This window comes from Dyella caseinilytica (assembly GCF_016865235.1).
GTDB classification, from domain to species: Bacteria; Pseudomonadota; Gammaproteobacteria; order Xanthomonadales; family Rhodanobacteraceae; genus Dyella_B; species Dyella_B caseinilytica.
In genome coordinates this window covers 2,982,026-3,005,167 of the sequence record NZ_CP064030.1, presented here as the reverse complement: position 1 = coordinate 3,005,167, position 23,142 = coordinate 2,982,026, and the positions used below count along the sequence as shown (strand labels likewise).

General features: G+C 60.2%; 19 protein-coding genes. 13 read left to right on the top strand and 6 right to left on the bottom strand.

Annotated features, from left to right (window positions below):
* Positions 1–53 precede the first annotated feature (53 nt).
* The 6 genes from prpC (at position 54) to ISN74_RS12895 (ending at position 5,712) form a co-directional block, all read left to right on the top strand.
* Positions 54–1,202, top strand: a complete 1,149-nt coding sequence (gene prpC / locus ISN74_RS12920) for a bifunctional 2-methylcitrate synthase/citrate synthase (protein WP_188799626.1) — start codon at positions 54–56, stop codon at positions 1,200–1,202.
* Positions 1,203–1,614: 412 nt separating this feature from the next.
* Positions 1,615–2,538: a hypothetical protein gene (locus ISN74_RS12915; protein ID WP_188799625.1), complete on the top strand. Its 924-nt coding sequence runs from the start codon at positions 1,615–1,617 to the stop codon at positions 2,536–2,538.
* A 126-nt stretch (positions 2,539–2,664) separates the two neighbouring features.
* Positions 2,665–3,066, top strand: a complete 402-nt coding sequence (locus ISN74_RS21120; RefSeq protein ID WP_229679258.1) for a hypothetical protein — start codon at positions 2,665–2,667, stop codon at positions 3,064–3,066.
* Positions 3,063–3,755: a C39 family peptidase gene (locus tag ISN74_RS12905; protein ID WP_188799624.1), complete on the top strand. Its 693-nt coding sequence runs from the start codon at positions 3,063–3,065 to the stop codon at positions 3,753–3,755. The genes ISN74_RS21120 and ISN74_RS12905 overlap by 4 nt, the downstream gene beginning before the upstream one ends.
* Entirely contained in the window at positions 3,752–4,279 is a 528-nt protein-coding gene (locus tag ISN74_RS12900; RefSeq protein WP_188799623.1) for a hypothetical protein, read from the top strand. Before ISN74_RS12905 ends, ISN74_RS12900 begins: the two co-directional genes overlap by 4 nt.
* A 35-nt stretch (positions 4,280–4,314) precedes the next feature.
* Entirely contained in the window at positions 4,315–5,712 is a 1,398-nt protein-coding gene (locus tag ISN74_RS12895; RefSeq protein WP_229679257.1) for an acetate kinase, read from the top strand.
* A 341-nt stretch (positions 5,713–6,053) separates the two neighbouring features.
* Here the strand turns inward: ISN74_RS12895 and ISN74_RS12890 are convergent, their stop codons facing one another.
* Positions 6,054–6,665 (bottom strand): glutathione S-transferase N-terminal domain-containing protein, encoded by a 612-nt coding sequence (locus ISN74_RS12890; RefSeq protein WP_188799622.1) that lies wholly within the window; start codon positions 6,663–6,665, stop codon positions 6,054–6,056.
* Between the two features lie 58 nt (positions 6,666–6,723).
* Positions 6,724–7,410: a TerC family protein gene (locus ISN74_RS12885; RefSeq protein WP_188799621.1), complete on the bottom strand. Its 687-nt coding sequence runs from the start codon at positions 7,408–7,410 to the stop codon at positions 6,724–6,726.
* A gap of 295 nt (positions 7,411–7,705) precedes the next feature.
* Between ISN74_RS12885 and ISN74_RS12880 the strand changes: the two genes are divergently transcribed.
* The 4 genes from ISN74_RS12880 to ISN74_RS12865 all read left to right on the top strand — a co-directional run bounded on the left by ISN74_RS12880 (position 7,706) and on the right by ISN74_RS12865 (position 12,856).
* Positions 7,706–9,157, top strand: coding sequence for a bifunctional 2-methylcitrate dehydratase/aconitate hydratase (locus ISN74_RS12880; protein ID WP_188799620.1), 1,452 nt, complete (start codon positions 7,706–7,708; stop codon positions 9,155–9,157).
* Between the two features lie 291 nt (positions 9,158–9,448).
* Positions 9,449–10,591: an OmpA family protein gene (locus ISN74_RS12875; protein WP_203546608.1), complete on the top strand. Its 1,143-nt coding sequence runs from the start codon at positions 9,449–9,451 to the stop codon at positions 10,589–10,591.
* A 316-nt stretch (positions 10,592–10,907) separates the two neighbouring features.
* Positions 10,908–12,047, top strand: coding sequence for an OmpA family protein (locus ISN74_RS12870; RefSeq protein ID WP_188801201.1), 1,140 nt, complete (start codon positions 10,908–10,910; stop codon positions 12,045–12,047).
* A gap of 83 nt (positions 12,048–12,130) precedes the next feature.
* Complete coding sequence (locus tag ISN74_RS12865; protein WP_229679401.1) at positions 12,131–12,856, top strand: pseudouridine synthase; 726 nt, start codon at positions 12,131–12,133, stop codon at positions 12,854–12,856.
* 151 nt (positions 12,857–13,007) lie between these two features.
* Here ISN74_RS12865 and kbl read toward each other — a convergent pair whose 3' ends face one another.
* The 4 genes from kbl to ISN74_RS12845 all read right to left on the bottom strand — a co-directional run bounded on the left by kbl (position 13,008) and on the right by ISN74_RS12845 (position 20,195).
* Positions 13,008–14,204: a glycine C-acetyltransferase gene (gene kbl / locus ISN74_RS12860; RefSeq protein ID WP_188801199.1), complete on the bottom strand. Its 1,197-nt coding sequence runs from the start codon at positions 14,202–14,204 to the stop codon at positions 13,008–13,010.
* A 137-nt stretch (positions 14,205–14,341) separates the two neighbouring features.
* Positions 14,342–17,989 carry a DUF748 domain-containing protein gene (locus ISN74_RS12855; protein ID WP_188801197.1) on the bottom strand — a complete coding sequence of 1,216 codons (3,648 nt, stop codon included), beginning with the start codon at positions 17,987–17,989 and terminating at the stop codon, positions 14,342–14,344.
* A gap of 225 nt (positions 17,990–18,214) precedes the next feature.
* Positions 18,215–19,249 carry an L-threonine 3-dehydrogenase gene (tdh, locus tag ISN74_RS12850; RefSeq protein ID WP_188801195.1) on the bottom strand — a complete coding sequence of 345 codons (1,035 nt, stop codon included), beginning with the start codon at positions 19,247–19,249 and terminating at the stop codon, positions 18,215–18,217.
* 232 nt (positions 19,250–19,481) lie between these two features.
* A complete protein-coding gene (locus ISN74_RS12845; RefSeq protein WP_188801193.1) occupies positions 19,482–20,195 on the bottom strand; it encodes a hypothetical protein in 714 nt (237 codons plus the stop codon).
* Positions 20,196–20,331: 136 nt separating this feature from the next.
* Between ISN74_RS12845 and miaA the strand changes: the two genes are divergently transcribed.
* The 3 genes from miaA (at position 20,332) to hflX (ending at position 23,043) form a co-directional block, all read left to right on the top strand.
* A complete protein-coding gene (gene miaA, locus ISN74_RS12840; RefSeq protein ID WP_188801191.1) occupies positions 20,332–21,291 on the top strand; it encodes a tRNA (adenosine(37)-N6)-dimethylallyltransferase MiaA in 960 nt (319 codons plus the stop codon).
* Between the two features lie 153 nt (positions 21,292–21,444).
* On the top strand, positions 21,445–21,726 hold the full coding sequence (gene hfq / locus ISN74_RS12835) for an RNA chaperone Hfq (protein ID WP_188801190.1): 282 nt from the start codon (positions 21,445–21,447) through the stop codon (positions 21,724–21,726).
* Positions 21,727–21,732: 6 nt separating this feature from the next.
* The gene (gene hflX / locus ISN74_RS12830) at positions 21,733–23,043 is read left to right on the top strand and encodes a ribosome rescue GTPase HflX (RefSeq protein WP_188801228.1); all 1,311 of its coding nucleotides are present in this window, start codon (positions 21,733–21,735) and stop codon (positions 23,041–23,043) included.
* The last annotated feature ends 99 nt before the right edge of the window (positions 23,044–23,142 follow it).

The window sequence follows — 23,142 nt, the reverse complement described above, 5'->3', positions numbered from 1 at the left end:
GCCTTGAGTTCCAGTATCGCAAAGTTCCAGTACCGCACCAGGAGCATGATCCGATGAGCGAGCAATCCACCGCCCCCAAACCGAAGAAATCCGTCGCCCTCTCTGGCGTGGCGGCGGGCAATACCGCGTTGTGCACGGTCGGCCGCAGCGGCAACGACCTGCATTATCGCGGTTACGACATTCACGATCTGGCAGCCAAGGGCTGTTTCGAAGAAGTGGCTTATCTGCTGGTGCACGGCGTGCTGCCGAACTGGGCTGAGCTCAATGCCTACAGGGCGAAGCTGAAGCGCCTGCGCGGCCTGCCAGCACCGGTGAAGAGTGCGCTGGAGCTGCTGCCGGCGGCAACGCATCCGATGGACGTGATGCGTACGGGTTGCTCGGTGCTCGGCACGGTGTTGCCGGAGAAGGATGACCACAATGTCACCGGCGCGCGTGATATCGCCGATCGCCTGATGGCCAGCTTCGGCTCCATGCTGTTGTACTGGTATCACTTCAGCCACAACGGCAAGCGCATCGAGACCGAGACGGAAGACGAATCGATCGCCGCACACTTCCTGCATCTGCTGCACGGCAAGAAGCCAAGCGAACTGTGTGCGCATTCGCTGGATCGGTCGCTGGTCCTGTATGCGGAACATGAGTTCAATGCCTCGACTTTTACCGCGCGCGTGATTGCCGGCACCGGCTCGGACATGTACTCGGCCATCACGGGTGCGATCGGTGCGCTGCGTGGCCCGAAACATGGTGGTGCCAACGAAGTGGCGATGGAAATCATTGCCCGTTACCGCAATGCCGCTGATGCAGAAGCGGATATCCGTGCCCGTGTCGAGCGCAAGGAAATCATCATCGGCTTCGGTCATCCGGTTTACACCGTGTCCGATCCGCGCAACGAGATCATCAAGGAAATCTCGCGCAAGCTGTGCACCGATGGCGGCAATCCGACCCTGTTCGATGTGTCCGAGCGTATCGAGAAGCTCATGTGGGAATTGAAGAAAATGTTCCCCAACCTCGATTGGTATTCGGCCAGCGCCTACCACATGATGGGCGTGCCGACCGCCATGTTCACTCCGCTGTTTGTGATCGCCCGCACCTCAGGTTGGAGTGCGCACGTGATCGAGCAGCGCGAAGACGGCAAAATCATCCGTCCCAGCGCGAACTACACCGGTCCGGAAGATCGCACCTACGTGCCGATCGAGAAGCGTTGATTGCTTCTTTAAATATGAGGATGTCGAAAGAGGGGGCGCAGGCTCCCTCTTTCTTTACGTGGCATTGACGAAATATTCGTATTTGAGCGTGCCATGCGTGGATCTGAGGTGTTACATCCGTGACACATCCCGGCGTTTCGGGGCTATGGCCGTGATGCCTTGTCCTGCAATGCGTGCAGATAGGTTTGCGTAGGGAAGTTTGTCTGCGTCGCTGAGCAGTGTTGCATTTGTGTATCCCTTCCTGACGCGATTTCGCTGATACGCCTCAATGCATCTTCTGTAATGGATTGATTTCATTGCGCGTTGTACATGCGCGTACGCAACGGCACAACTGGCATGCGCTTTGCGAGTGTATGGCGCTGTACACGCAAAAAGCAGGGGGTCGTCGCATCCATTCCCGGGAGGAATCAACATGCGCAAGACTCTAATCTTCACGGCATTGATGCTTGGCTTGGGACTTGCTCTCCCGGCTATGGCAAACAACAACTCCAACCAACACAACAACAACAGCACCAATACCAGCACAGATAGCAGTTCGGGTAACGACCGCGCCAATTCCGGAGATGTTTATTCCGATGGCATGGGTACTTCCGCAGCCAACAACGGCGCTACGGCAACCTCGTCCGTCAACGACGCCTTCAACACCAGCGAAGCGGTCGCCAGCACCAATCTCACCGGTTACGTCAGCAATGTCCAGGTATGGGGCATCGGCAACAACGCAACCGATAACGCAGGTGCAAGCGGCGGTAAAGGTGGTAGCGGCGGTCAAGGTATTGGTGGCAGCGCTGTCGCCGGTGCCGGCGGAATGGGCGGTGATGGCGGCAATGCTTATGCCCACAGTGGAAAGGCTGGCGGATCCGGCTCCAGCAGCGGAGACGCTGCAGCGGGAAGTGGTGCAGCAGGAAGCACATCGGGCGAAGGTGGCGAAGCTAGCGCCAACGGTGGCTCGAAGGGTGGTAGCGGTGGAATGGCTACAGGTGGCGAAGGCTCGGGCACGGGCGGCACCAATACAGCAGGTGCAGCGTCGGCCACGACTGGAACCAGTAGCGCAACCGGTGGAGCCAGTGGTGGTGTCGCCAGCACGGCAGGTGCCGGCGGAGCCGGTGCAGCCGGTGGCTCAGCAGCGGGTGGTGACGGATCCGGCGGCGGCGGTGGTGCGGGTGGCGCAGGCGGAAGTACGTCAGCCGATGCTGGCAGCTTCTCCATGTCCAACGCGATGGATAGCACGGCAGCCGCAGCAGCTGGCATTACCACGATTGCGCAGAACAGCGGCGCAGCAGCGTTGATCCAGCAGGGCGTGACTGTACAGGCCAACCTGAATGTGGGCGGCCATTAAGTAGCGACTGATCGGCACCGGGGAGCGCGCATCGCTCCCCGGTTGCCATAAGGGCCAGCCGGCTGTTGGTGCAGTCGGCTGGCACACGGTCGTCAACGATGCGCCGAACGCAAGCGGAGTCGTGTCATGTCTCTTTCAAGCCTTGCAGCAGGTGTAGCGCTGGTGTGCGTCATGGGATGGGCTGGAGTGGGGCTGGCTGCCAATCCTCCAAGCACATCTGCAGCGCAACCGGGGAATCACACAGCAACAACAACCAATGCGCAGCCGGCGAATGTCGATGGATTCGGCATGGCGGTCAGCGCTGGAACGCTGGAGCACTACAGCGGTGGCAGTAGTTTGGTGCAAAGCAACCAGAACCTTACCGGTGCGGTCACTGGCAACAGTGCGTCGCAAGTGGTCACGGGGACTAACTCGATCACCGGTGATTCCTTCGCCGGGGCATCCGGTCTGCCTTCGGTGATCCAGAACAGCGGCAACAATGTGCTCATTCAGAACGGCGTCATCGTGAATGTGCAGATGAAGCCATGAAGCTGACGCTGCCGACGTTGACTTTCCTGGTGCTGGCGATCGCATCGCCGCTGGGAGCGCGTGCGGCAACGATGGCGCTGAACGATAACGTCGGACACACCTACATTCTGCACATTGCCACGTTGAAGGAAGTCAAATACCGCAACACCATTCACCAGAAATACGATTTCAGTTGCGGCTCGGCAGCAGTTGCTACGCTGTTGACCTATCAGTACGACTATCCGATCAATGAGCAAGTGGTGTTCGAGCAGATGTATGCGCATGGTGATCGCAAGAAGATCAACAAGGAAGGCTTTTCACTGCTCGATATCAAGCTCTATCTGGCGAGTATCGGCTTCGATGCGGATGGCTTCCACGCTACGCTCGACCAGTTGCAGAAAGCCAATCTTCCGGCGATCGTGCTGATCCAGGATCGTGGTTATCACCATTTCGTGGTCATCAAAGGCATTCGTTACGGACGAGTGCTGGTAGGCGATCCGGCGCGCGGTACACGCGCGATTCCTCTGGACCATTTCAGCCAGTTGTGGAAGAACGGACTGCTTTTCGTCATCCATAACCGGCGTGAGTTTGCGCGTTTCAACGCCGATAGTGATTGGCGCAGTGCGCCGATTGCGCCACTGGGTATCGGCGTCGATCGTCGTGGGCTCGATACCATCACCATGTCCAAATACGGTCCGGGTGATATATGAGCAAGCGCTTATCTCGCCCGAATGTTTTGCTGCGCCTGTCTCTGTTCGCAGCTTTGGTGGTGTGTGCGGTCATGGTGCATGCGCAATCCGCTCCTGCGAAACACGTCGCCGGATTCGGCCTTCCCGTGCCCAACGAAAAGCTTGACGTAGTACGCGGTGGCTTTGATCTGGGCGATGGGCTTGAGGCATCGCTAGGCATCCAGAGGGCGGTTTATATCGATGGCAATCTGGTGACTTACGCCAGCGTCAACATTCCCGATCTTGCCCATGTCACGACACAGCAAGCGATGGCGCTTGCTTCCGCGCTCAGCACGGTGAATGTGCAGAGCGGTCAGGGCAATACTTTCGACCCCTCGTCGCTGGGAAATACCACCGCCGCGACGGTCATCCAGAACACGTTGAACAACCAGACGATACGCAGCCTGACGACGTTGAACGTGGCGGTCAATACGCTCAACGCATTCCGTGACGAGGGTATGCAGCAGGCCTTGCAAGCGGCACAGGTGCAAGCGCTTGGGCATTGATGGAGTTTCATGACGGGTTCTTTCGGGGAGCGGCGATGAACCAGAGGAAGGGGAAGACCAAGAGCGGATGCGGGCGCAAGGCATTGGCGCAGGCGATCGGTCTTGCCTGTTGCATGCTGGGCTGCGGCTGGACGATCGCGCAGGATGCGCCGGCATCGTCTTCGACGGTCGGCAATGTTTCATCACCGGCGATACGCCAGCGCCTGCAAGAGCAAGATACGCGCATCGAGGCGATGCGAACCCAGATCGATGCCTTGCAGCACCAGCTCGCGCAACAGGAGGCTGACTACAAAGCGTTGCGTCATGCCGTTGGCATGGATGAGTTGGCGCGGACGCGAGGCGGTAACATCGCCGCCGGCGGCAGCATGGCTAGCGCGTTGCCGATGCCTGGAGCCGACGCTTCGCCAGATCAGCAGGCGGCACAGCAGACACCGGGCACACCTTCCACGCCAGTAGGACAAGCTCCGCCGCAAAATTCGCGGCCGCCCGAAGTGGCGCCGATTTTCCAACAGCCAGGCGTGTTGACGCCGAAAAATAAGCTTGTGATTGAGCCCGCCTATCAGTTTGGCTATTCCACCGCCGACCGTGTCGCGCTGGTGGGTTACACCATCATTCCTGCGATCTTGATCGGTTTGATCGACGTGCGTGAGGTACGCGATACCACACAGACAGCGGTTCTGACCGCACGTTATGGCCTCACCAATCGTCTGGAATTGGAAGTGCGCGTACCTTATGTCGATACGCATGACGATACAGTGAGTCGTGCCGTGCTTACTGGTTCGGCCGAGGACAATGTTTTCAGTTCCAGTGGCAAAGGTCTTGGTGATATCGAGGCGACAGCCCGCTATCAGATCAACGATGGCGGCGCAGACAGCGCCTATTACATCGGTTGGTTCCGCTTCAAGTCGCGTACCGGCGAGGATCCCTTCCAGGTTGTCACGGATTGCGTCACGCGTTGCGTCGAGAATCTCACTGGCACTGGTTTGCCAGTGCAGCAACCTACGGGAACCGGTTTCTATACTTTGCAGCCGGGCGTGACGTGGTTGCTGCCATCGGATCCGGTCGTGTTCTTCGGTAACCTGAGTTACCTCTACAACGTCGAGCGTCACAACGTTTATGAGCACCTCGTGCTGGGTACGGAGTATCTCGGCAATGTGAAGATGGGTAACGAGGTGGACATGAGTATCGGCATGGGCATGGCGCTCAACGACAAGGCGTCATTGAGCATCGGCTACGATCAGACCTTTATCGGCACGACCTACGAGAGCGGGCAGAAGCTGCCGGGTTCCACCAAGGTATGGCTGGGGTCATTGCTGATTGGCGGATCGTATCGCTTCAACGAGAAGCGCACCTTGAATTTCACGCTTGGCGTTGGCGTAACACGTGATACGCCCGATGCCACCGTGACCGTCCGCATGCCCATGATGTACTGATAAGCGTACAACACGCTCCGTACGACTACACGCGCATCAAGATCAGTCAGGAACGTGATTATTACAATGGCGGTCTGGCGCTGAAAGCAAGTTGAAGACTGCTGAGTTTTCAGCGTTTCCCTTGAGACACAGCAACTGCCCAGTCGTCATTCCGGCGAAGGCCGGAATCCATGCGGCAAGCTGGAGATGGATTCCGGCCTTCGCCGGAATGACGACTGGGCGATATGAAAGCTGTTGGTGAGCTTAGATGGCTTCAAAATTCTGCAGAAGTCGCCAGGCAAAAATGTCTTAGGGCCGGATGATTTAGTCCGGCCCCGAGGTTGCGCCTAGGGGCTGCAGAATCAGATACCTTCTGCCTGCATGGCAGCTTTCACGCCCGGATCGGCATGCAGGCGTTTGCTAAAGGCATCAAGATGATCCAGGCCCTGAAGATCAACTTGCTTGCCCTTGGCCCAGCGCAATACAACGAACAAATAAGCGTCAGCGACCGAGCGGTGGCCGGTCAGCCATTCGCGATCGGCAAGTTGCGTGTTCACCCGCTCGAACAGTCCGCGCAACCGTTGGCGCGCAGCTTCGTGCAGTGACGGATGATGTGTTTCGTCAGCACTGAAACGCTGTGCACCAAACAGCGGCTTGAATGCCGGATGCAAGTCGGAATTGAGGAAGGCGAGCCAGCGGTTCACCTCGGCGCGTTCGCGCGGCGAACTCTCGCCGTCGAGTTTGGCCTCGGGGAAGCGATCCATCAGGTAGTTGAGGATGGCGACGTTTTCGGTGAGGGTCCAACCATCGTCATCGACCAGCGCAGGCACCATGCCGTGGGGACTGATCTTCAGATATTCCGGCGAGCGCAGTGCTTCGCGCGCTACGGCTTCCGCCTGATACGGCTTGCCGATCCATTCCAGCACGATGTGGTCGGCCATCGAGCAGGCGCCGGGCAGGTAATACAACTTCATGAGAACTCCATGTTGACGATGGGATAGCCGCACAGTGTCCTGTGCCTTGGCTTGCGCCTCAAGTACTGCGTGTGCGTGCAGTAGCGACGCGCCGGTTGAAAAGCCAGCGGCCACCGCAGACGCCGATCACCAATCCCACTTCAAGCACGTGTTTCATCCAGCCGTGTGCATCAAACCAATCCAGCCACAACGTTTCGTGGCTGATCATGCGGCCCGCTGTCCAGGCAATCGCCGCAGCGCCGGCGTAGATGATGACCGGGAAGCGTTCGATCAGTTTCAGGATCAGAGTGGAGCCCCACACCACCAGCGGAATGCTGATCAACAGGCCTGCCACGACCAGCCCGGTATGACCTTTCGCTGCACCTGCGATGGCCAGCACGTTGTCCAGCCCCATCAAGGCATCGGCGACCACGATCGTGCGCAACGCGGACCAGAAGTTTGCAGCGGGGGCAAACTCATGCGTGTCGTCGTGACCGGGCTTCAGCAGCTTCCAGGCAATGGGCAGCAACAGTAAACCGCCGGCCAGCATCAATCCGGGTAACCCAAGCAGGTAAACCACCAACACCGTCAGCACAATCCGAATGGCGACCGCGCCAAAGGTGCCCCAGAACACCGCCTGCTTCTGCAAATGACGCGGCAGGTTACGGGCGGCCAGCGCGATGACAATGGCGTTGTCGCCCGCCAGCACCACGTCCAGCAGGACGATGGTGAGCAGGTCTGATAGCAGGTGAGTAGGGAAGGTCATGCGGATTCCTTGACGCGCTGGACTCAAGCGATGACGGCGGACGCGCGTGGCCCGCTGTCATCGCAAAAGTCTCGTTCGTGAACCCACCGCGGCGCCCGGAGCGAAGCCTCGCTCGTGATGACGATCGCCGCGCGGATACGGCACTGCCGCATCCGGAACTACTCCCCTTTGGGATGATTCGCAGGGATTTTCGGCAAGGAAGGGCAGGCTGGTCAAGCAGATCCGGCGCGGATCCTTCGAGAAACCCCGCCCTCCCGCTACAATGGGCGTTTTCCTACATCGCGAGACCCCTGCCATGAGCGCGCATGATATCCGTTCCGCCAAGCGTCCCGACCCCGATCAGCCGCTGGTCGACATCGCCAATTACGTTGCCGATTACAAGATCAACTCGACCGAGGCCTACGACACCGCGCGCTACATGCTGCTCGACTCGCTGGCGACGGCGATGATGGCGATGAAGTTTCCGGAATGCGTGAAGCACCTCGGCCCGCTCGTGCCGGGCGCTACGCTGCCCGGCGGTGCGCGCGTGCCGGGTACCAGCCACGAACTGGATCCGGTGCAGGCCGCGTTTGCCATCGGCACGCAGATCCGCTGGCTGGATTTCAATGACACCTGGCTCGCCGCCGAATGGGGCCATCCGTCGGACAATCTCGGCGCCATTCTCGCAGTGGCCGATTACCTCAGCCGTCAGGCGGAGCGTGAAGGCGGTAAGCCGCTGTCGGTGCACGATGTGCTCACGTACGCCATCAAGGCGCATGAAATCCAGGGCTGCTACGCGCTGCTCAACAGCTTCAACCGCGTCGGGCAGGATCACGTGATTCTGGTGCGTCTGGCTTCCACCGCCGTGGCCACCGCCATGCTGGGCGGCAATAAGGAGCAGATCACTACCGCCGTATCACACAGCTGGATCGATAACGGCGCGCTGCGCACGTATCGCCATGCTCCGAATACGGGACCGCGCAAGAGCTGGGCGGCCGGCGATGCTTGCCGCCGCGCCGTCACGCACGCCATCAATGCCGTGTATCGCGGTGTGGTGGGCTATCCGTCAGCGCTGAGCGCCAAGACCTGGGGCTATTACGACGTTGCCTTCAAGGGCAATGCGTTCCAGTTCGAGCGTCCGTTCGGCAGCTATGTGATGGAGAACGTGCTGTTCAAGATCAGCTTCCCGGCCGAATTCCACGCGCAAACCGCAGTGGAGTGCGCGATGGAACTGCACGCTCAGGTTGCTGGCAAGCTGGATCAGATCGAGAAGGTGGTCATCGAAACTCAGGAAGCCGGCTGCCGCATCATCGACAAGACCGGCCCGCTTGCCAATTACGCTGACCGCGACCACTGCATCCAGTACATGGTGGCAGTGCCGTTGATCTTCGGTCGCCTCACCGCCGATGACTACAACGACGATGTCGCCACCGATCCGCGCATCGACGCGCTGCGCGAAAAGATGGTGGTTACCGAGAACCCGCAGTTCACCAAGGACTACTTCGATCCGGAGAAGCGCTATATCGGCAATTCGGTGCAGGTGTTCTTCAAGGACGGCAGTAGCACCGGGAAAGTTTCCATCGATTACCCGATCGGCCACCGCAAGCGTCGCGCCGAAGGCATCCCGGTGCTGCTCAAGAAGTTCGAAGCGGCCATGCGGGGTCACTTGCCATCGCATCGCGTCAAGGCGATTCTGGACGCCACTGCCGATCCGGCCAAGCTGGACGCGATGCCTATCCAGACTTTCCTGGGATTGTTTGCGTTGTAAGTCCCTGGCGTAAGGAAAGGGTAACGAAATGGCGGGAAAGTGCTCCCAAGGGCTTTCCCGCCTGACCCAGGCGGCGTTAAACGCTTGATTTGCAGGAAGCTTTCGGTAGGCTGTCGGATGTATTAAGCAATAATTTTGCAAATCGTTTAGTTTTAGTTAAACTGCCTGCGCAAGCTGCATGGCCATCGCAGAAATGCGATATACCGAATTCGTTATCTGCTCAACAATAAAAAGCGGTTTGGTTCTTGGCAGATCAATGCCCCAAATCATTAAGCAATGAGGAGACACCTGATGAAACGTAAGGGCCTTTATTTTCTGATCGCTCTTGCCCTGGGGGGAGTAGGTGCCGCCCATGCGCAGGACAACACGGCCGCTGCGGCCGGCAGCACCGAGACCTCTGGTGCGCCTGCATGGCCGAACGGTTTTGATGACCGTTGGTATGTTGCCCCGACCGTCGGTGGTTACTACAACGACAGCAACCGCAACACCCACAGCCGCCAGATCTTCTACGGCCTTTCCGTGGGCAAGTTCATCAGGTCGAACGTTTCGGTGGAACTGTTCGTCGACCGTACCAAGCGCGATGCGGATACGGCTGTGTTCGGCCAGGGCAACAAGTGGTCGAGCAACAACTACGGTGCGTCGGCCCGTTACTTCTTCGGCGATCCGAACTCCTGGCGTCCGTACCTGATGGGCGGCGTGATGGGCAGCTACCACAGCAACCCGTTTGATCACGGCTGGGCCCCGGCTGCACAGGCTGGCGTGGGTATCTCCAAGTCGATCACCGACAGCACCGACTTCCGCGTGGAAGCTGCCTACCGCTACGACTGGGACGACAAGACCCAGCCGGCTCGCAATGGCTACGGTGACTGGTACCTGGGCTTCAGCCTGGTCGCCAAGATCGGCGCTGTGCCGGCCGCTGCCGCTCCGGCCGCTCCGCCGCAGCCTGCTGCTCCGGACTGCTCCAAGCAGTTCCGCAACGGCGTGAACCTGTGCGACAACAAGTGCCCGGATCTGCCGGAAGGCACGATCGTCGGTCCGGATGGTTGCCCGCAGAAGGTGGTGATCGACCTGAAGGGCGTGAACTTCAAGTTCGACCGTCCGAAGAAGGGCGAGACCAACATCGAACCGACCCTGGCAGTGCCGGCATCCGATTCGATGGCGATCCTGGATCAGGCGGTGGATACGCTCAAGCGCTATCCGCAGGTGCATGTCACCGTTGCCGGTTACACCGACAGCGTGGGCACGGCCGCTTACAACCAGGGCCTGTCGGAGCGTCGTGCGAAGATCGTGTACGACTACCTGACATCGCATGGCATCGACGCAAGCCGTCTGGACGGTCCGATCGGTCACGGCTTGAACGACCCGATCGACACCAACAAGACCGCTGCCGGTCGCGCACGCAACCGTCGCACGGAACTGCAGGTTCAGCAGTAATCCACCTACAGCCGTTAACGAAAAAGCCCGGCGTTTGCCGGGCTTTTTCTTGCGTATAGAGCTGCGAAGAGTAAGGAATTGCATGCGTTTAGTGGCGAATGTGCGCGATCTACCTGAACACAGCTTCACCGAAAGCCAACATTTGACGAAAGACTGGCGTGCGGATCACTTAACGGTTTTGCTACACTTGCGCGGCTTGCTGTTAGGGACGTCAAGCAAGGTGGCGAATAAGTCCCCCGCATACCTATAAGTTCTGCCGCGCGATTTCCGTCTGGGGTGGAATGGACGCGAACACCAATAATCGAGGAGACACCTGATGAAACGTAAGGGCCTTTATTTCTTGATTGCTCTTGCCCTGGGCGGCGTGGGTGCCGTTCACGCGCAGGACAATACGGCTGCAGCCGCTGGCAGCACCAGCACGACCGCGCCGGCATGGCCGAATGGGTTTGATGACCGTTGGTACGTTGCCCCGACTCTCGGCGGCTACTACAACGACAGCAACCGCAACACCCACAGCCGCCAGATCTTCTACGGCCTGTCCGTGGGTAAGTTCATCAGCCCGAACGTTTCGGTGGAACTGTTCGCCGACCGCACCAAGCGCGATGCGGATTCGGATGTGTTCGGCCAGGGCAACAAGTGGGCGAACAACAACTACGGCGTGTCGACCCGTTACTTCTTCGGTGACGCGAACGCATGGCGCCCGTACCTGATGGGCGGCGTGATGGGCAGCTACCACAGCAACCCGTTCGACAAGGGCTGGGCTCCGGCAGCGCAGGCTGGCGTGGGTATCTCCAAGTCGATCACCGACAGCGCCGACTTCCGCGTTGAAGCCGCTTACCGTTACGACTGGGACGACAAGACCCAGCCGGCTCGCAATGGCTACGGTGACTGGTACCTGGGCTTCAGCCTGGTCGCCAAGATCGGCGCTGTGCCGGCTGCTGCCGCTCCGGCCCCGGCTCCCGCTCCGGCTGCTCCGGACTGCTCCAAGCAGTTCCGCAACGGCGTGAACCTGTGCGACAACAAGTGCCCGGATCTGCCGGAAGGCACGATCGTTGGCCCGGATGGCTGCCCGGTCAAGGTTGTCATCGATCTGAAGGGCGTGAACTTCAAGTTCGACCGTCCGAAGAAGGGCGAGACCAACATCGAGCCGGCTCTGGCAGCTCCGAGCAGCGACTCGATGGCTATCCTGGACCAGGCCGTGGATACGCTGAAGCGCTATCCGCAGGTGAAGGTGATGGTTGCTGGTTACACCGACAGCGTCGGCAAGCCGGCTTACAACCAGGCCCTGTCCGAGCGTCGCGCTCAGATCGTGTACGACTACCTGACCTCGCACGGCATCGATGCAAGCCGTCTGGAAGGCCCGGTTGGCCACGGCGAGAACGATCCGATCGACACCAACAAGACGGATGCCGGCCGCGCCCGCAACCGTCGCACCGAGCTGCAGGTCCAGCAGTAATCGGACTGCAAGACGTTATGGAAAAGCCCGGCGAAAGCCGGGCTTTTCTTTTGTGAGCCCGCTAATCTTCTTGCCCCATGCCCATGTCTTCCGCTCCACGCTTTGGTCTTGCACGCATGCTCAGCAAGCTGGGCGTGTGCTCGCGCAGTCAGGCCGAAAAGGCAGTGTGCGAGGGCAGGGTGACTGTCGACGGGCGAGTCGTGCTCGATCCAGAGCGTTCGGCTGACCCCGAGCGGCAACGTATATGTCTGGATGGCGAAGCAGTCTCGGCGCGGGAGCGCGTCTACATTGTGCTCAACAAGCCGCGAGGCATCGTGGTGAGCGCTGCCGATGAGCGCGGCAGAGATACTGTCTATGCCTTGCTGTCAGACGCAGGCTTGCCCTGGCTAGGCCCGGTAGGGCGATTGGACAAGGCCAGCGAAGGATTGCTGCTGCTGAGCAACGACAGCATCTGGGCAGCTCAGCTGACCGATCCGCGTTATCACGTCGACAAGACCTATCACGTGCAGGTCGACACCATTCCGGATCCAGCCGTGATGGAACGGATGATGGAGGGCGTCACCGACAAGGGCGAACATTTGTCCGCGCGGCGCGTGTCCTTGCTACGTACCGGCGAGAAAAACGCGTGGCTGGAAGTCGTGCTCGATGAGGGGCGCAATCGGCACATCCGCCGCTTGCTCGAAGCACAAAGCATCGGCGTATTGCGCCTGATTCGCGTGGCGATCGGAGAGCTCGTGCTGGGTGAACTTGCCAAAGGGCAATGGCGTCATCTGACCGTTGCCGAAGTGGCGAGTTTGCGGCGCTATTGATGCCGTCCCCAATATGGGTACGGAACGTTGGGATTATCGCGTCGATCTGAGCAACTTGCCGTAAAGGCTTCAGGCAGCGAGATGGTCGTATAACCCTCACTACCGTCATTCCCTTTTCGCGGGAATGACGGCCTTGAGGGTTACAACCGAATCAGCCAATCACGCCCAGCGTGCGGCCCACCTTGGTAAACGCCGCAATGGCCCGATCAAGATGCTCGCGCGTATGCGCGGCGCTCATCTGCGTGCGGATACGCGCCTGACCTTGCGGTACCACCGGGTAGAAGAAGCCCGTGACGTAGATGCCTTCATCAAGCAGCGCTGCGGCCATGGCCTGCGCTTTCTTGGCGTCGTACACCATCACCGGCACGATCGGATGCACGCCGGGCCTGATGTCGAAACCGGCCTGGGTCATCTGTTCGCGGAAATACCGGGTGTTTTCCTGCACGCGATCACGCAAGTCACCGGCCGAGCCCAGCATGTCGAACACCTTGATCGCCGCAGCCACGACGTGCGGCGGCAGCGAATTGGAGAACAGATACGGGCGTGAGCGCTGGCGCAGCATCTCGATGACTTCCGCGCGACCCGTGGTGAAACCGCCCAGCGCGCCACCCAGTGCTTTGCCCAGCGTGCCGGTGAAGATGTCGATCTTGTCCATCACGCCATGCACTTCGGCGGAACCGCGGCCGTGGGGCCCGAGGAAACCAGTGCAATGGCACTCGTCGATGTGCACCAGTGCGTTGTATTTGGCGGCCAGTGCGGTGATCTGGTCCAGTGGCGCGATAAAGCCGTCCATCGAGAAAGCGCCGTCGCTGGTGATCAGCTTGGTGCGTGCACCTGCTGCGTCAGCGGCCTTCAGTTGCGCTTCCAGATCCGCCATGTCGCAGTTGGCATAGCGGAAGCGCTTGGCTTTGCACAGGCGAATGCCGTCGATGATCGAGGCGTGGTTCAGCGCATCGGAAATGATCGCGTCTTCTTCGCCCAGCAGCGGCTCGTACAAGCCACCGTTGGCGTCGAAGCACGCCGCATAAAGGATGGTGTCCTCAGTGCCGAAGAATGCCGCAATCTTCTTTTCCAACTGCTTGTGGAGATCTTGCGTGCCGCAGATGAAGCGCACCGAGGCCATGCCGAAACCGTGGGTATCGAGCGCATCTTTGGCTGCCTGGATCACGTCCGGGTGATCGGCCAGGCCGAGGTAGTTGTTGGCGCAGAAGTTCAGCACCTTGCGGCCGCCTTCCAGCTCGATTTCGGCCGACTGAGGCGAGGTGATGATGCGCTCGGCCTTGAACAGGCCCTGTTCGCGGATGGATTCGAGTTCTTGGGCGTAGCGCGCCTGGCCGGAATAGCTCATGGGGACGAAGCTCGGTGGGGGAGACAGCCAATTGTAGCCGGGGGCTGGCTTTGCGAAACCTATGGGCCGTCATGGCAGCTCCCTCCCCACATTAGGGGAGGGGTGGACTGTGGGGGCACAGCGTTGCGATGTAACCGTCAGTGCAAGCCGAAATCATCCCGTGTCGTCTTGCCCTTATCGTCGATACCTTTCGCATCGAGCTTGGGAGCCAGCACGAACACGCGGCCGTCATCGATCTTGCCGTGCATGTATTGCCGCACCGCATCGGCGCGGCGTTCGGCCAGATGGCGCAGCGCGTCCTGGTCCACGGGCACATTGGTTTCCATCAACTTGATCATCACATCCGGCGGCTGCGATTTGGTCATGCCGATGAAGTCGCGCGGCTTCTTGAAGTCAGCGTGCTTGTACGCCTTGGCCAGGTATTTGTTGTAGTCGTCGGTACCCGGTTTCACCGGAGCCGCCTTGGCTGCTTCGGTACCGATATCGTCGGCTTCTTCTTTTTGCACCATCTGGTCGACCATCACGGTGCGCAGGCCGTTTTCGTCAAACGCCGGATCAGTGCGGCCAGTGATGTCGAGTTTCAGCGCAGACTTTTTGTTGAGTATGTCGACAATCTTGGCCAGGCGGTCATCGGCTTCCTTGTCCAGCACATCCGAACCTGGCGCGAATTCCACATAACCCAGATCCTGCTGGTCGCCGCCGCCCACCGCCGAAGCGAGTAAACGGAATGGCGCGGTCACTGCGCGCTTGATGAGATTGACGAACGCCTGCCAGATCACGCCGCCGAGGCTGAACTTCGGATCATTGAGCGAGCCGGACACCGGCACATGGATGTCGATGTTGCCGTCGGAATCCTTCAATAGCGCCACGGCCAGCTTCACCGGCAAGTGACTGATACCCGGGCCTTCCAGGCGGTCGCCGAAGGTGAGTTGCTTGAGCACGATGTGGTTGTCGGCATTCAACTTGCCCTGATCGAGCTGGTAGTGCACATCCATGGTCAGACGCCCCTTGATGATGGGGTAACCGGCGTATTTGCCGGAGTAGGGCGTCAGATGTGTCAGCTCGACATCGTTCGCGTTGGCCTTGATGTCCAGGAATGCGACCGGCGTCAGCGGATTGATCGTGCCGTTGATGTCCACGGGCGAGTTGTTGTCCAGCGAACCTTGCAAGGTGACGTCCGCTGGTGTGGTGCTGGTATCGGTGCCGAATGCGCCGATTTTGCCCGCGAGCTGGGTAATGTTGGCGGTGTAGTTCGGCTTGATGAAGTTATCGGTGTAATTGAGGTTGCCGTTCGCCAGCGTGATTTGTCCGATATGGATTTGCGCGGGCGGGGCTGCAACGCTGCTGGCCGAAGCCAGTGCCGCGGATGAACTGACCGCCGGAGCGGTTGTCGCCGCAGGTGGCGACGTATTGGTCGGAGCCGGCGGGGCCGGACCGTTTTCAGCGCGCGTTACCGATACAGGTGCTTGCGCAGGATTGGACACGACATCCTGCACATTGATGCGGCCGTTGGCATTGATGATCACGCGCGCGTAGAAATCGTTGAGCGCAAGGCCGCCGATATCCACCTGTGGCGCGCCTTCACCCATGCGCACTTTCATGCCGCTGGCGGCAAGTGAGTTCCAGCTCAGGAAGTTGTCGTTGGTGACCTTGTCCAACACACGCACGCGGCCAAGCACCATGCGGCCCTGATAACTGATCAGCGGCGACGGCTTGCGATCCCGGTAACGGGCGCGGCCATTGGCGCTGAGCAATGCGCTGTCGAGACGTACGTTCAACGGTACGTTCACCAATGATGCAAAGGGCGCCACGTTCAGGCGTGTGGCCTGGATGCGCAGATCCGCATCCGCCGGCTCCGGCTTCACATTGCCGTCGACGTGAAACTTGCCGCTACCTATGCTGCCGGCCAGATCGAGCTTGATCGGCTTGTGCATGTTGTCGGACAGGCTGTCCAGGCCGAACTTATCGGCCTTTACCTCGATGCGTCCATCCTTGCCTGGCAGGCTGGGATCGGTCAGCGCAAAGGTGCTGCCATCGATGCTCAGGTGCGCAATGTTCCAGTGCCAGGATGGCGAGGCTGCCTGCTTGCCATGCGATGGCGAGGACTTCATCAGGTTGGTGAGATCGACGCTGCCATTCTTAAGGCGGCGGGCATCGATCTTCAGTCCTTGCACGGTGACATTGCCCAACTGCGCCACGCTGTTGTCGAGGTCGAGATGATTGATATCGACGTTGAGCGCCTGCCAGGCCACCGGCTTGCGACCGCGCTGCTCCAGTGCCACGTTGTTGGCCGCGAGCTTGCTGTTGTCCATGGTCAGCGTGAGCGTCTTGCTCCAGTCGACCAATAGGTGCATGTCAGCGTCGAGGGTTCCGCTGGCGATTTCCGCATTCAGCATGGGTGGTGCCATCGCAAGCAGCGGCTGTACACCTGCGCTGTTCGCGCTGATTTCGCCATTGAAGCGACTGGTGCTCATGAACAGATTGCCGGTTGCGTGCAGATTGCCGCCGGCAAGGCCAGAACTCAGGTCGATGGTGCTTGGCTGTGCCGATACCGTGGACAAATTGCGGATGCTGCCGTGCAGGTTGTCCAGCGTGAGTTGCGCAGGCGTGGGGCCGCTGCGGTCGGCGTAGTCGAGCACGCTGTTTTGCAACGCCAGCGTCCCGATCAAGGCATCGGTCGGCGGCGTGCCGGGTGGTGCCGGCGGCTTGTCCTTGCCGAGCAGGGCGTCGAAATTGGTCTTGCCGCCGGGTAGTTTCGTGTAATGAAGCTTGGCCTGGTCGAGCTGGATGGTGCCAAGGTGATAGCGCGACAGTAGCGGCTGCACATCGTCCATCGTCGCCGTGCCGTGGCCAAGCTCGAGCATCGGCGCGTTGTCGTGCGTGGTCATCGCGAAGTTGTCGACCTGCAATTGACCTTGCAACAGCAATTGCTGGTTGGGTTGGGTGTCGATGAAGTGCAGATCGAGTTTGCCGGTCAACAAACCGCTGGGAATATTCGCAGGTAAGGGCTCGGGGACATAACCCAGGTACTTGGCTAGATCCAGATGATCCAGCGTGAAGCTGATCACCGATTCGTGGCTGTTCGCAAAAGGTTTGGTCTGGCCCTGAATACGCAGTGGACTGCCATCGACCTGCATGGCCAGCAGCGGCTGCACAAAGATGTCAGTGTCATGCGGCAGATTGGCCAGGAACGGAATGCCGATTTCCAGCTGGTCGACGCGATGCGTGGCGTTCAGCACCTTATCGTCAAGCGTGATATCGCCGTTATGCACGCTGATGTTGGAAACCGCAAAGCGGGCGGGCGGTGCATTCGGCGCAGCCGGCTTGGAAGCAAACTTCTGCACGATGTCGGTGAAATTGAACTGCTGCGGCCCGGTGCGCGTGATATGGATCTGCGGATGCACCACCGACAGTTCGTCCAGCACCGGCGCCATGCGGAACACCGAGCCCCAGGAGGCATTGACCACCAGATTGTCAATGTCAACGAAAGGTGAAGTGCCGTCGCGCTCGCCGATGTGCAGCTTGTCCACCGCTACGCGCAAGGTGTAGGGATTGACGTGAATCGCGCCGATGCTTACCGGGCGATCCAGTTGAGCGCTGAGTTGTTTCTCCAACTGGCTCTTGATGATGCCCGGCGCGATAAAGAAGCCAAATAGGCCAAGCAGGGCCAGGAAAATGACCAGCACCAGTGCCGTGATGCGCAAGCCGCGCGATCGATAGAGACGTACTGCGTGTTCGCGCCCGGCGTCCATGACCGCCTTGGGTGATGCGTTCCGGTTTGCCATGCCGTCGATGCTCCCGTGACATCGCGGACCGACCGTGCACGGCGGAAACCGTGCACTTACCCAAGCTAGGAACTCATGTCGGCACGCCCGGGGGAAGTGTAGCGTGCGGCGTAGGAGATTGCGCAGTGTTGTTGTAAGTGTTTACGTAACGTCAACGTCTGCAGATGTGTTGAGCTGCCTTGATCCTCTCCCCAAAGGGGAGAGGAGGCGAGCGCAAAGCCATGTTCAATGCCAGGAACAGACGACCTTGCCGCAGGTGCCCGCGTCCATCAGGTCGAAACCCTTCTGGAAGTCGTCGATGTGGATCTGGTGCGTCAGCACCTTCTGCAGCGGGAAGCCGGTGAGTACCATCTGGGTCATCTTGTACCAAGTCTCGTACATGCGGCGACCGTAGATACCTTGCAGGGTAAGGCCCTTGAAGATCACCCGGTCCCAGTCGATGCCGGCGCCCTTGGGCAGGATGCCCAGCAGCGCGATCCTGCCACCGTGATACATGCAGTCAAGCATGTCGTTGAAGGCGCGCTGGTTGCCGCTCATTTCCAGACCTACGTCGAAGCCTTCCATATGCAGGTCTTTCATCACGTCTTTCAGCGACTGGTTCGCCACGTTCACCACGCGTGTCGCGCCCATATCGGCAGCGAGCTTGAGGCGATAGTCGTTGACGTCGGTGACCACCACGTTGCGCGCGCCGACGTGCTTGGCGATGCCGGCGGCGATGATGCCGATGGGGCCGGCACCGGTGATCAGCACGTCCTCGCCGACCATGTCGAACTCCAGCGCGCAGTGCGCGGCGTTGCCATAGGGATCGAAGAACGCGGCCAGTTCAGAGGGAATCTGATCCGGAATCGGCCACAGGTTGGAGGCCGGCATGCTCATGTATTCGGCGAACGCGCCATTGCGGTTCACGCCGATGCCCACGGTATTCGGGCACAGATGCTGGCGGCCGGCGCGGCAGTTGCGGCAGTGGCCGCAAACAATATGGCCTTCGGCCGATACGCGGTCACCGATCTTGTAGCCAGTGACGCCCGGGCCGATTTCCACGATGCGGCCGACGAATTCATGGCCGATGGTGAGGCCGGGCTTGATGGTGCGCTGGGACCATTCGTCCCACTTGTAGATGTGCAGGTCGGTGCCGCAGATCGCGGTCTTCTCGAGTTTGATCAGCACCTCGTTCGGGCCGACTTCCGGTACCGGCACCTCTTCCATCCAGATACCTTTCTCGGCGTGGCGCTTGACCAGGGCTTTCATCGTTTGCGGCATGGGGCACATCCAAAAGCGGGCGGGGGAGGGAACGTAATCCGCCAATTATAGAACTGCGGGTATGGGACATGCCTTGACGCGCTGCGGCATCGGTGTCGAGTGCAAGGGCTTGTACGAAAGCCACCAACTGTGCCGTCGTCCCGGCGCAGGCCGGGGCCTAGTGTCTTCGTTACACATAAAGTCACTGGGTCCCGGCCTGCGCCGGGACGACGGGCTATGTGGTAAGCCGAGATTAAAGATCCAGGCGGTCATACGTCCGCTTGAACACGATAGGTTCCTTCACCTCATTCGTCGTCCAGGTTTCCGTCACCGTCAGATGATGGCCGTCAGGCGAGCGCACCCAGGTCTGATCCAACTGGGTGCCGTCGTCGAACTGCATCGATATCTGCATGCCGTCCGTCGACTGCTGCGTTTGCACTTGGGCACTGCCGCTGAGCGACTGTCGGGTGACGCCGTCGAACTTGGTGTCGAGGCGATCGGTGTTGTTGTAGTCAACCTGCATGCCCTTGCTGGTCTGTTGCACGTTGAGCAGGGAGTCGTTGGCAAGCAGTGGCGGTGTGGGATCTTTCTTCGGCGTGCTCTTGTCGCTGCTCGAATCCTGGCTGCTGTGGTTGCCGCCGCCATGTCGGCCGCCACCCATGCCTCCTCCCATACCACCGCCACCACCCATGCCGCGTCCGCCGCCGTGCCCGCCACTACTGTTGGACGAATTTGCGGGTGCAGCGCTTGAACTCGCGCTGGCTGGGCTCGATGAAGGGGCTTCCTCTCGGTGCTTTTCCGCGCGCAAACGTGCGGTGATGTCCGCGGCGCTGTCGCTTTGCTTGTCGTTGAGTTGCCAGATACCGTTGAAATCAGGTCCGGCCGATGAGGTGCTCTGTGCAAAAGCATGGCCGGCAACCAGCAAACCGGCGGTAAGCCACAAGCATGACGAGCGAGAAAGTTTCATGAGCAGCATGAGGATGAGGTCTTTGCAGTGAGACGAGGTCGTGCGGGTATCAACGCACCGGGGGTTATCCAGTGCACACCCGATGATCGACAAATGCCGTGGGAACAAGTTGCAAGCGATCACATAGAATACGTCGATGCCTGTCGATCGCCGTCCGCTCGCCATATTCCTGATGGGCCCGACTGCATCGGGCAAGACTGCGCTCGCCTGTGCGCTGAGCGAACGTTTTCCACTCGGCTTGATCAGTGTCGATTCGGCGCTGGTGTATCGCGGTCTGGATATCGGTAGCGCCAAACCGGATGCTGCGACTTTGGCGCGCTATCCGCACGAGCTCATCGATATCCGCGATCCTGCCCAACCTTACTCCGCTGCCGACTTCAGCGCGGATGCGCAGGTGGCCATGCAGCGCTTGCGCGACATCGGAAAAGTACCTCTGCTGGTGGGTGGTACCGGCCTTTATTTCCGCGCCCTGCAACGCGGTCTGTCGAGCCTGCCGGAGGCCGATCCCGAAACGCGCGCCCAACTGGCTGAAGAAGCCGCTGCGATCGGGTGGGATGGAATGCATCGGCGGCTGGCCGAACTCGATCCGCCCGCGGCCGAACGCATCAAGCCCAACGATGTCCAGCGCATCCAGCGTGCCCTGGAGGTGATCACCCTGACCGGGCAGCCACTCAGCGCTCAGCAACAGGGTGGAAGGGGGCAGCCTTTCCCCTGGCGAGTGCTCAAGCTGGCCCTGCTGCCGCAGGAGCGAGCCCCACTGCACGCCCGTATCGCCCATCGTTTCGAGGCCATGCTTCAGCAGGGCCTGCTCGACGAGGTACGGGCCTTGCGTCAGCGGGGCGATCTGCAGCCCGATCTGCCAGCCATTCGCGCAGTGGGTTACCGCCAAGCCTGGGAACATCTGGATGGCGCCTACGGGGCCTCGGAACTGCGCGATCGGGGCATCTTCGCCACTCGCCAGCTTGCCAAGCGGCAGATCACCTGGCTGCGCAGCGAACTGGACGCCCGGGTGCTGGACCCGGAAAAAGTGGGGCTGCTGGAGCGCTCCAGCGAGGCGCTAGACCTGTTTCTGCGCGAAACTGAGCAATCCTCGTGAAACTGATGACGCAGTTTTGTTATCTCTTTGTCATAACTTACAAAAGTCTTTCACGGACGATTTAAAAGCGGTTAACATTCGAAGAACTAGGGCCGAGGCGCCGTTGGCGCCATTCTTTTTCGGCCCATCCGGTGGACGAGGGGGAGAACAAAAATGTCAAAAGGGCAATCCTTGCAAGATCCGTTTCTAAATGCATTGCGCCGTGAGCGCGTACCGGTCGCCATCTACCTGGTGAATGGCATTAAGCTGCAGGGCACGATCGAATCCTTCGATCAGTTCGTGGTGCTGCTGCGTAATCAGGTGAGCCAGATGGTCTACAAACATGCCATCTCCACCGTGGTGCCCAGTCGCAACGTCCGCGTCGGCAATGGCCATGAGGGCCATGACGGCAACGAAAGCCACCTCGAGCACGTGTCGGCAGAAAGCGAAGGTTGATTCACCCTGTTCGATAGACAAAAGAAAGGCGAACGTGCCGTACTCGTCCTGCCACATTCCCGTGGCGGGAGCGATGCGGCCGAACGGGCGGAAGAATTCGTCGAGCTGGTGAAATCAGCCGGCGCCGAAGTGCTGGCTACGATTCCCGCACGTATCGACGTGCCCAATCCCCGTTATTACATCGGCACCGGTAAAGCCGAAGAAGTGGCCGAGGCCGTACGTGCCCTGGGCGCTGACTTGGTCCTGGTCGATCATCTGCTGTCGCCGGTGCAGGAGCGTAATCTGGAGAAGCTGCTCAGCGCCCGGGTGGTCGACCGTGCCGGGTTGATCCTGGACATCTTCGCCCAGCGCGCCCGCTCCCACGAAGGCAAGATGGAAGTCGAGCTGGCCCAGCTCAAACACCTGGCTACTCGCCTGGTACGAGGCTGGACTCACCTTGATGCACAGCGTGGCGGTGCCATCGGCAACCGTGGCCCGGGTGAAACCCAGCTGGAAACCGATCGTCGCCTGCTGGCTGAGCGCGTGAAGATGCTCACCAAGCGGCTGGAGAAGGTGCAGACCCAGCGCAATCAGCAGCGTCGCGCCCGCTTGCGCAACACCGTGCCACGCGTGGCGTTGGTGGGCTACACCAATGCCGGCAAATCCACACTGTTCAACACGCTTACGGAAGGCGAGGTCTACGCGGCGGACCAACTGTTCGCCACGCTCGATCCCACCGTGCGCAAGCTGGAAAACCTGAGCTGCGGACCAGCCGTGTTGGCCGATACCGTCGGCTTCATCCGCGAACTTCCGCATGATCTGGTCGCCGCCTTCCGCGGCACCCTGGCGGAGGCTCGCGACGCCGATCTTCTGTTGCACGTGAGCGATGCCGCCGACGAAGAACGCGAGCGCCTGCATCAAGTGGTCGATCAGGTGCTGGAAGAAATCGACGCCGGCGATATGCCGCAGTTGCACGTGATGAACAAAATCGACCTCACCGGCGGTGAGCCACGCATCGTGCGCGATGCTGAAGGCGTGCCGCAGCAGGTGTGGCTGTCCGCGCATAGCGGCGAAGGTCTGGACTTGCTGCGACAGGCGCTGGGCGAATTGCTCGGCGGTGAGCGGGTGCAATCCGAACTGCGCCTGCCGCTGTCTGCCGGCCGGCTGCACGCCAAACTTCGCGCTGCAGGTGCGATTGCCGAAGAAGCCATCGATGAGGAGGGCTGGCGTCTGCGCATCGATGCCCCCCGCAGCGTGCTGGCGCCGATGGCTGGCGGGCAGGGTGCAGAGATCGAGTTGTTGCGAGGGCTCCTGGGCAGCCCGGATCCAGCTATCTAAGATCTGTCCGTGATCTCCACGTCGACTAGGCTGGGGGCCTTTTCGCACCCGCCGCGGGCGAAGGGGAGTGCTGGTGATGCCGATGTCCAGCTCGCCTGC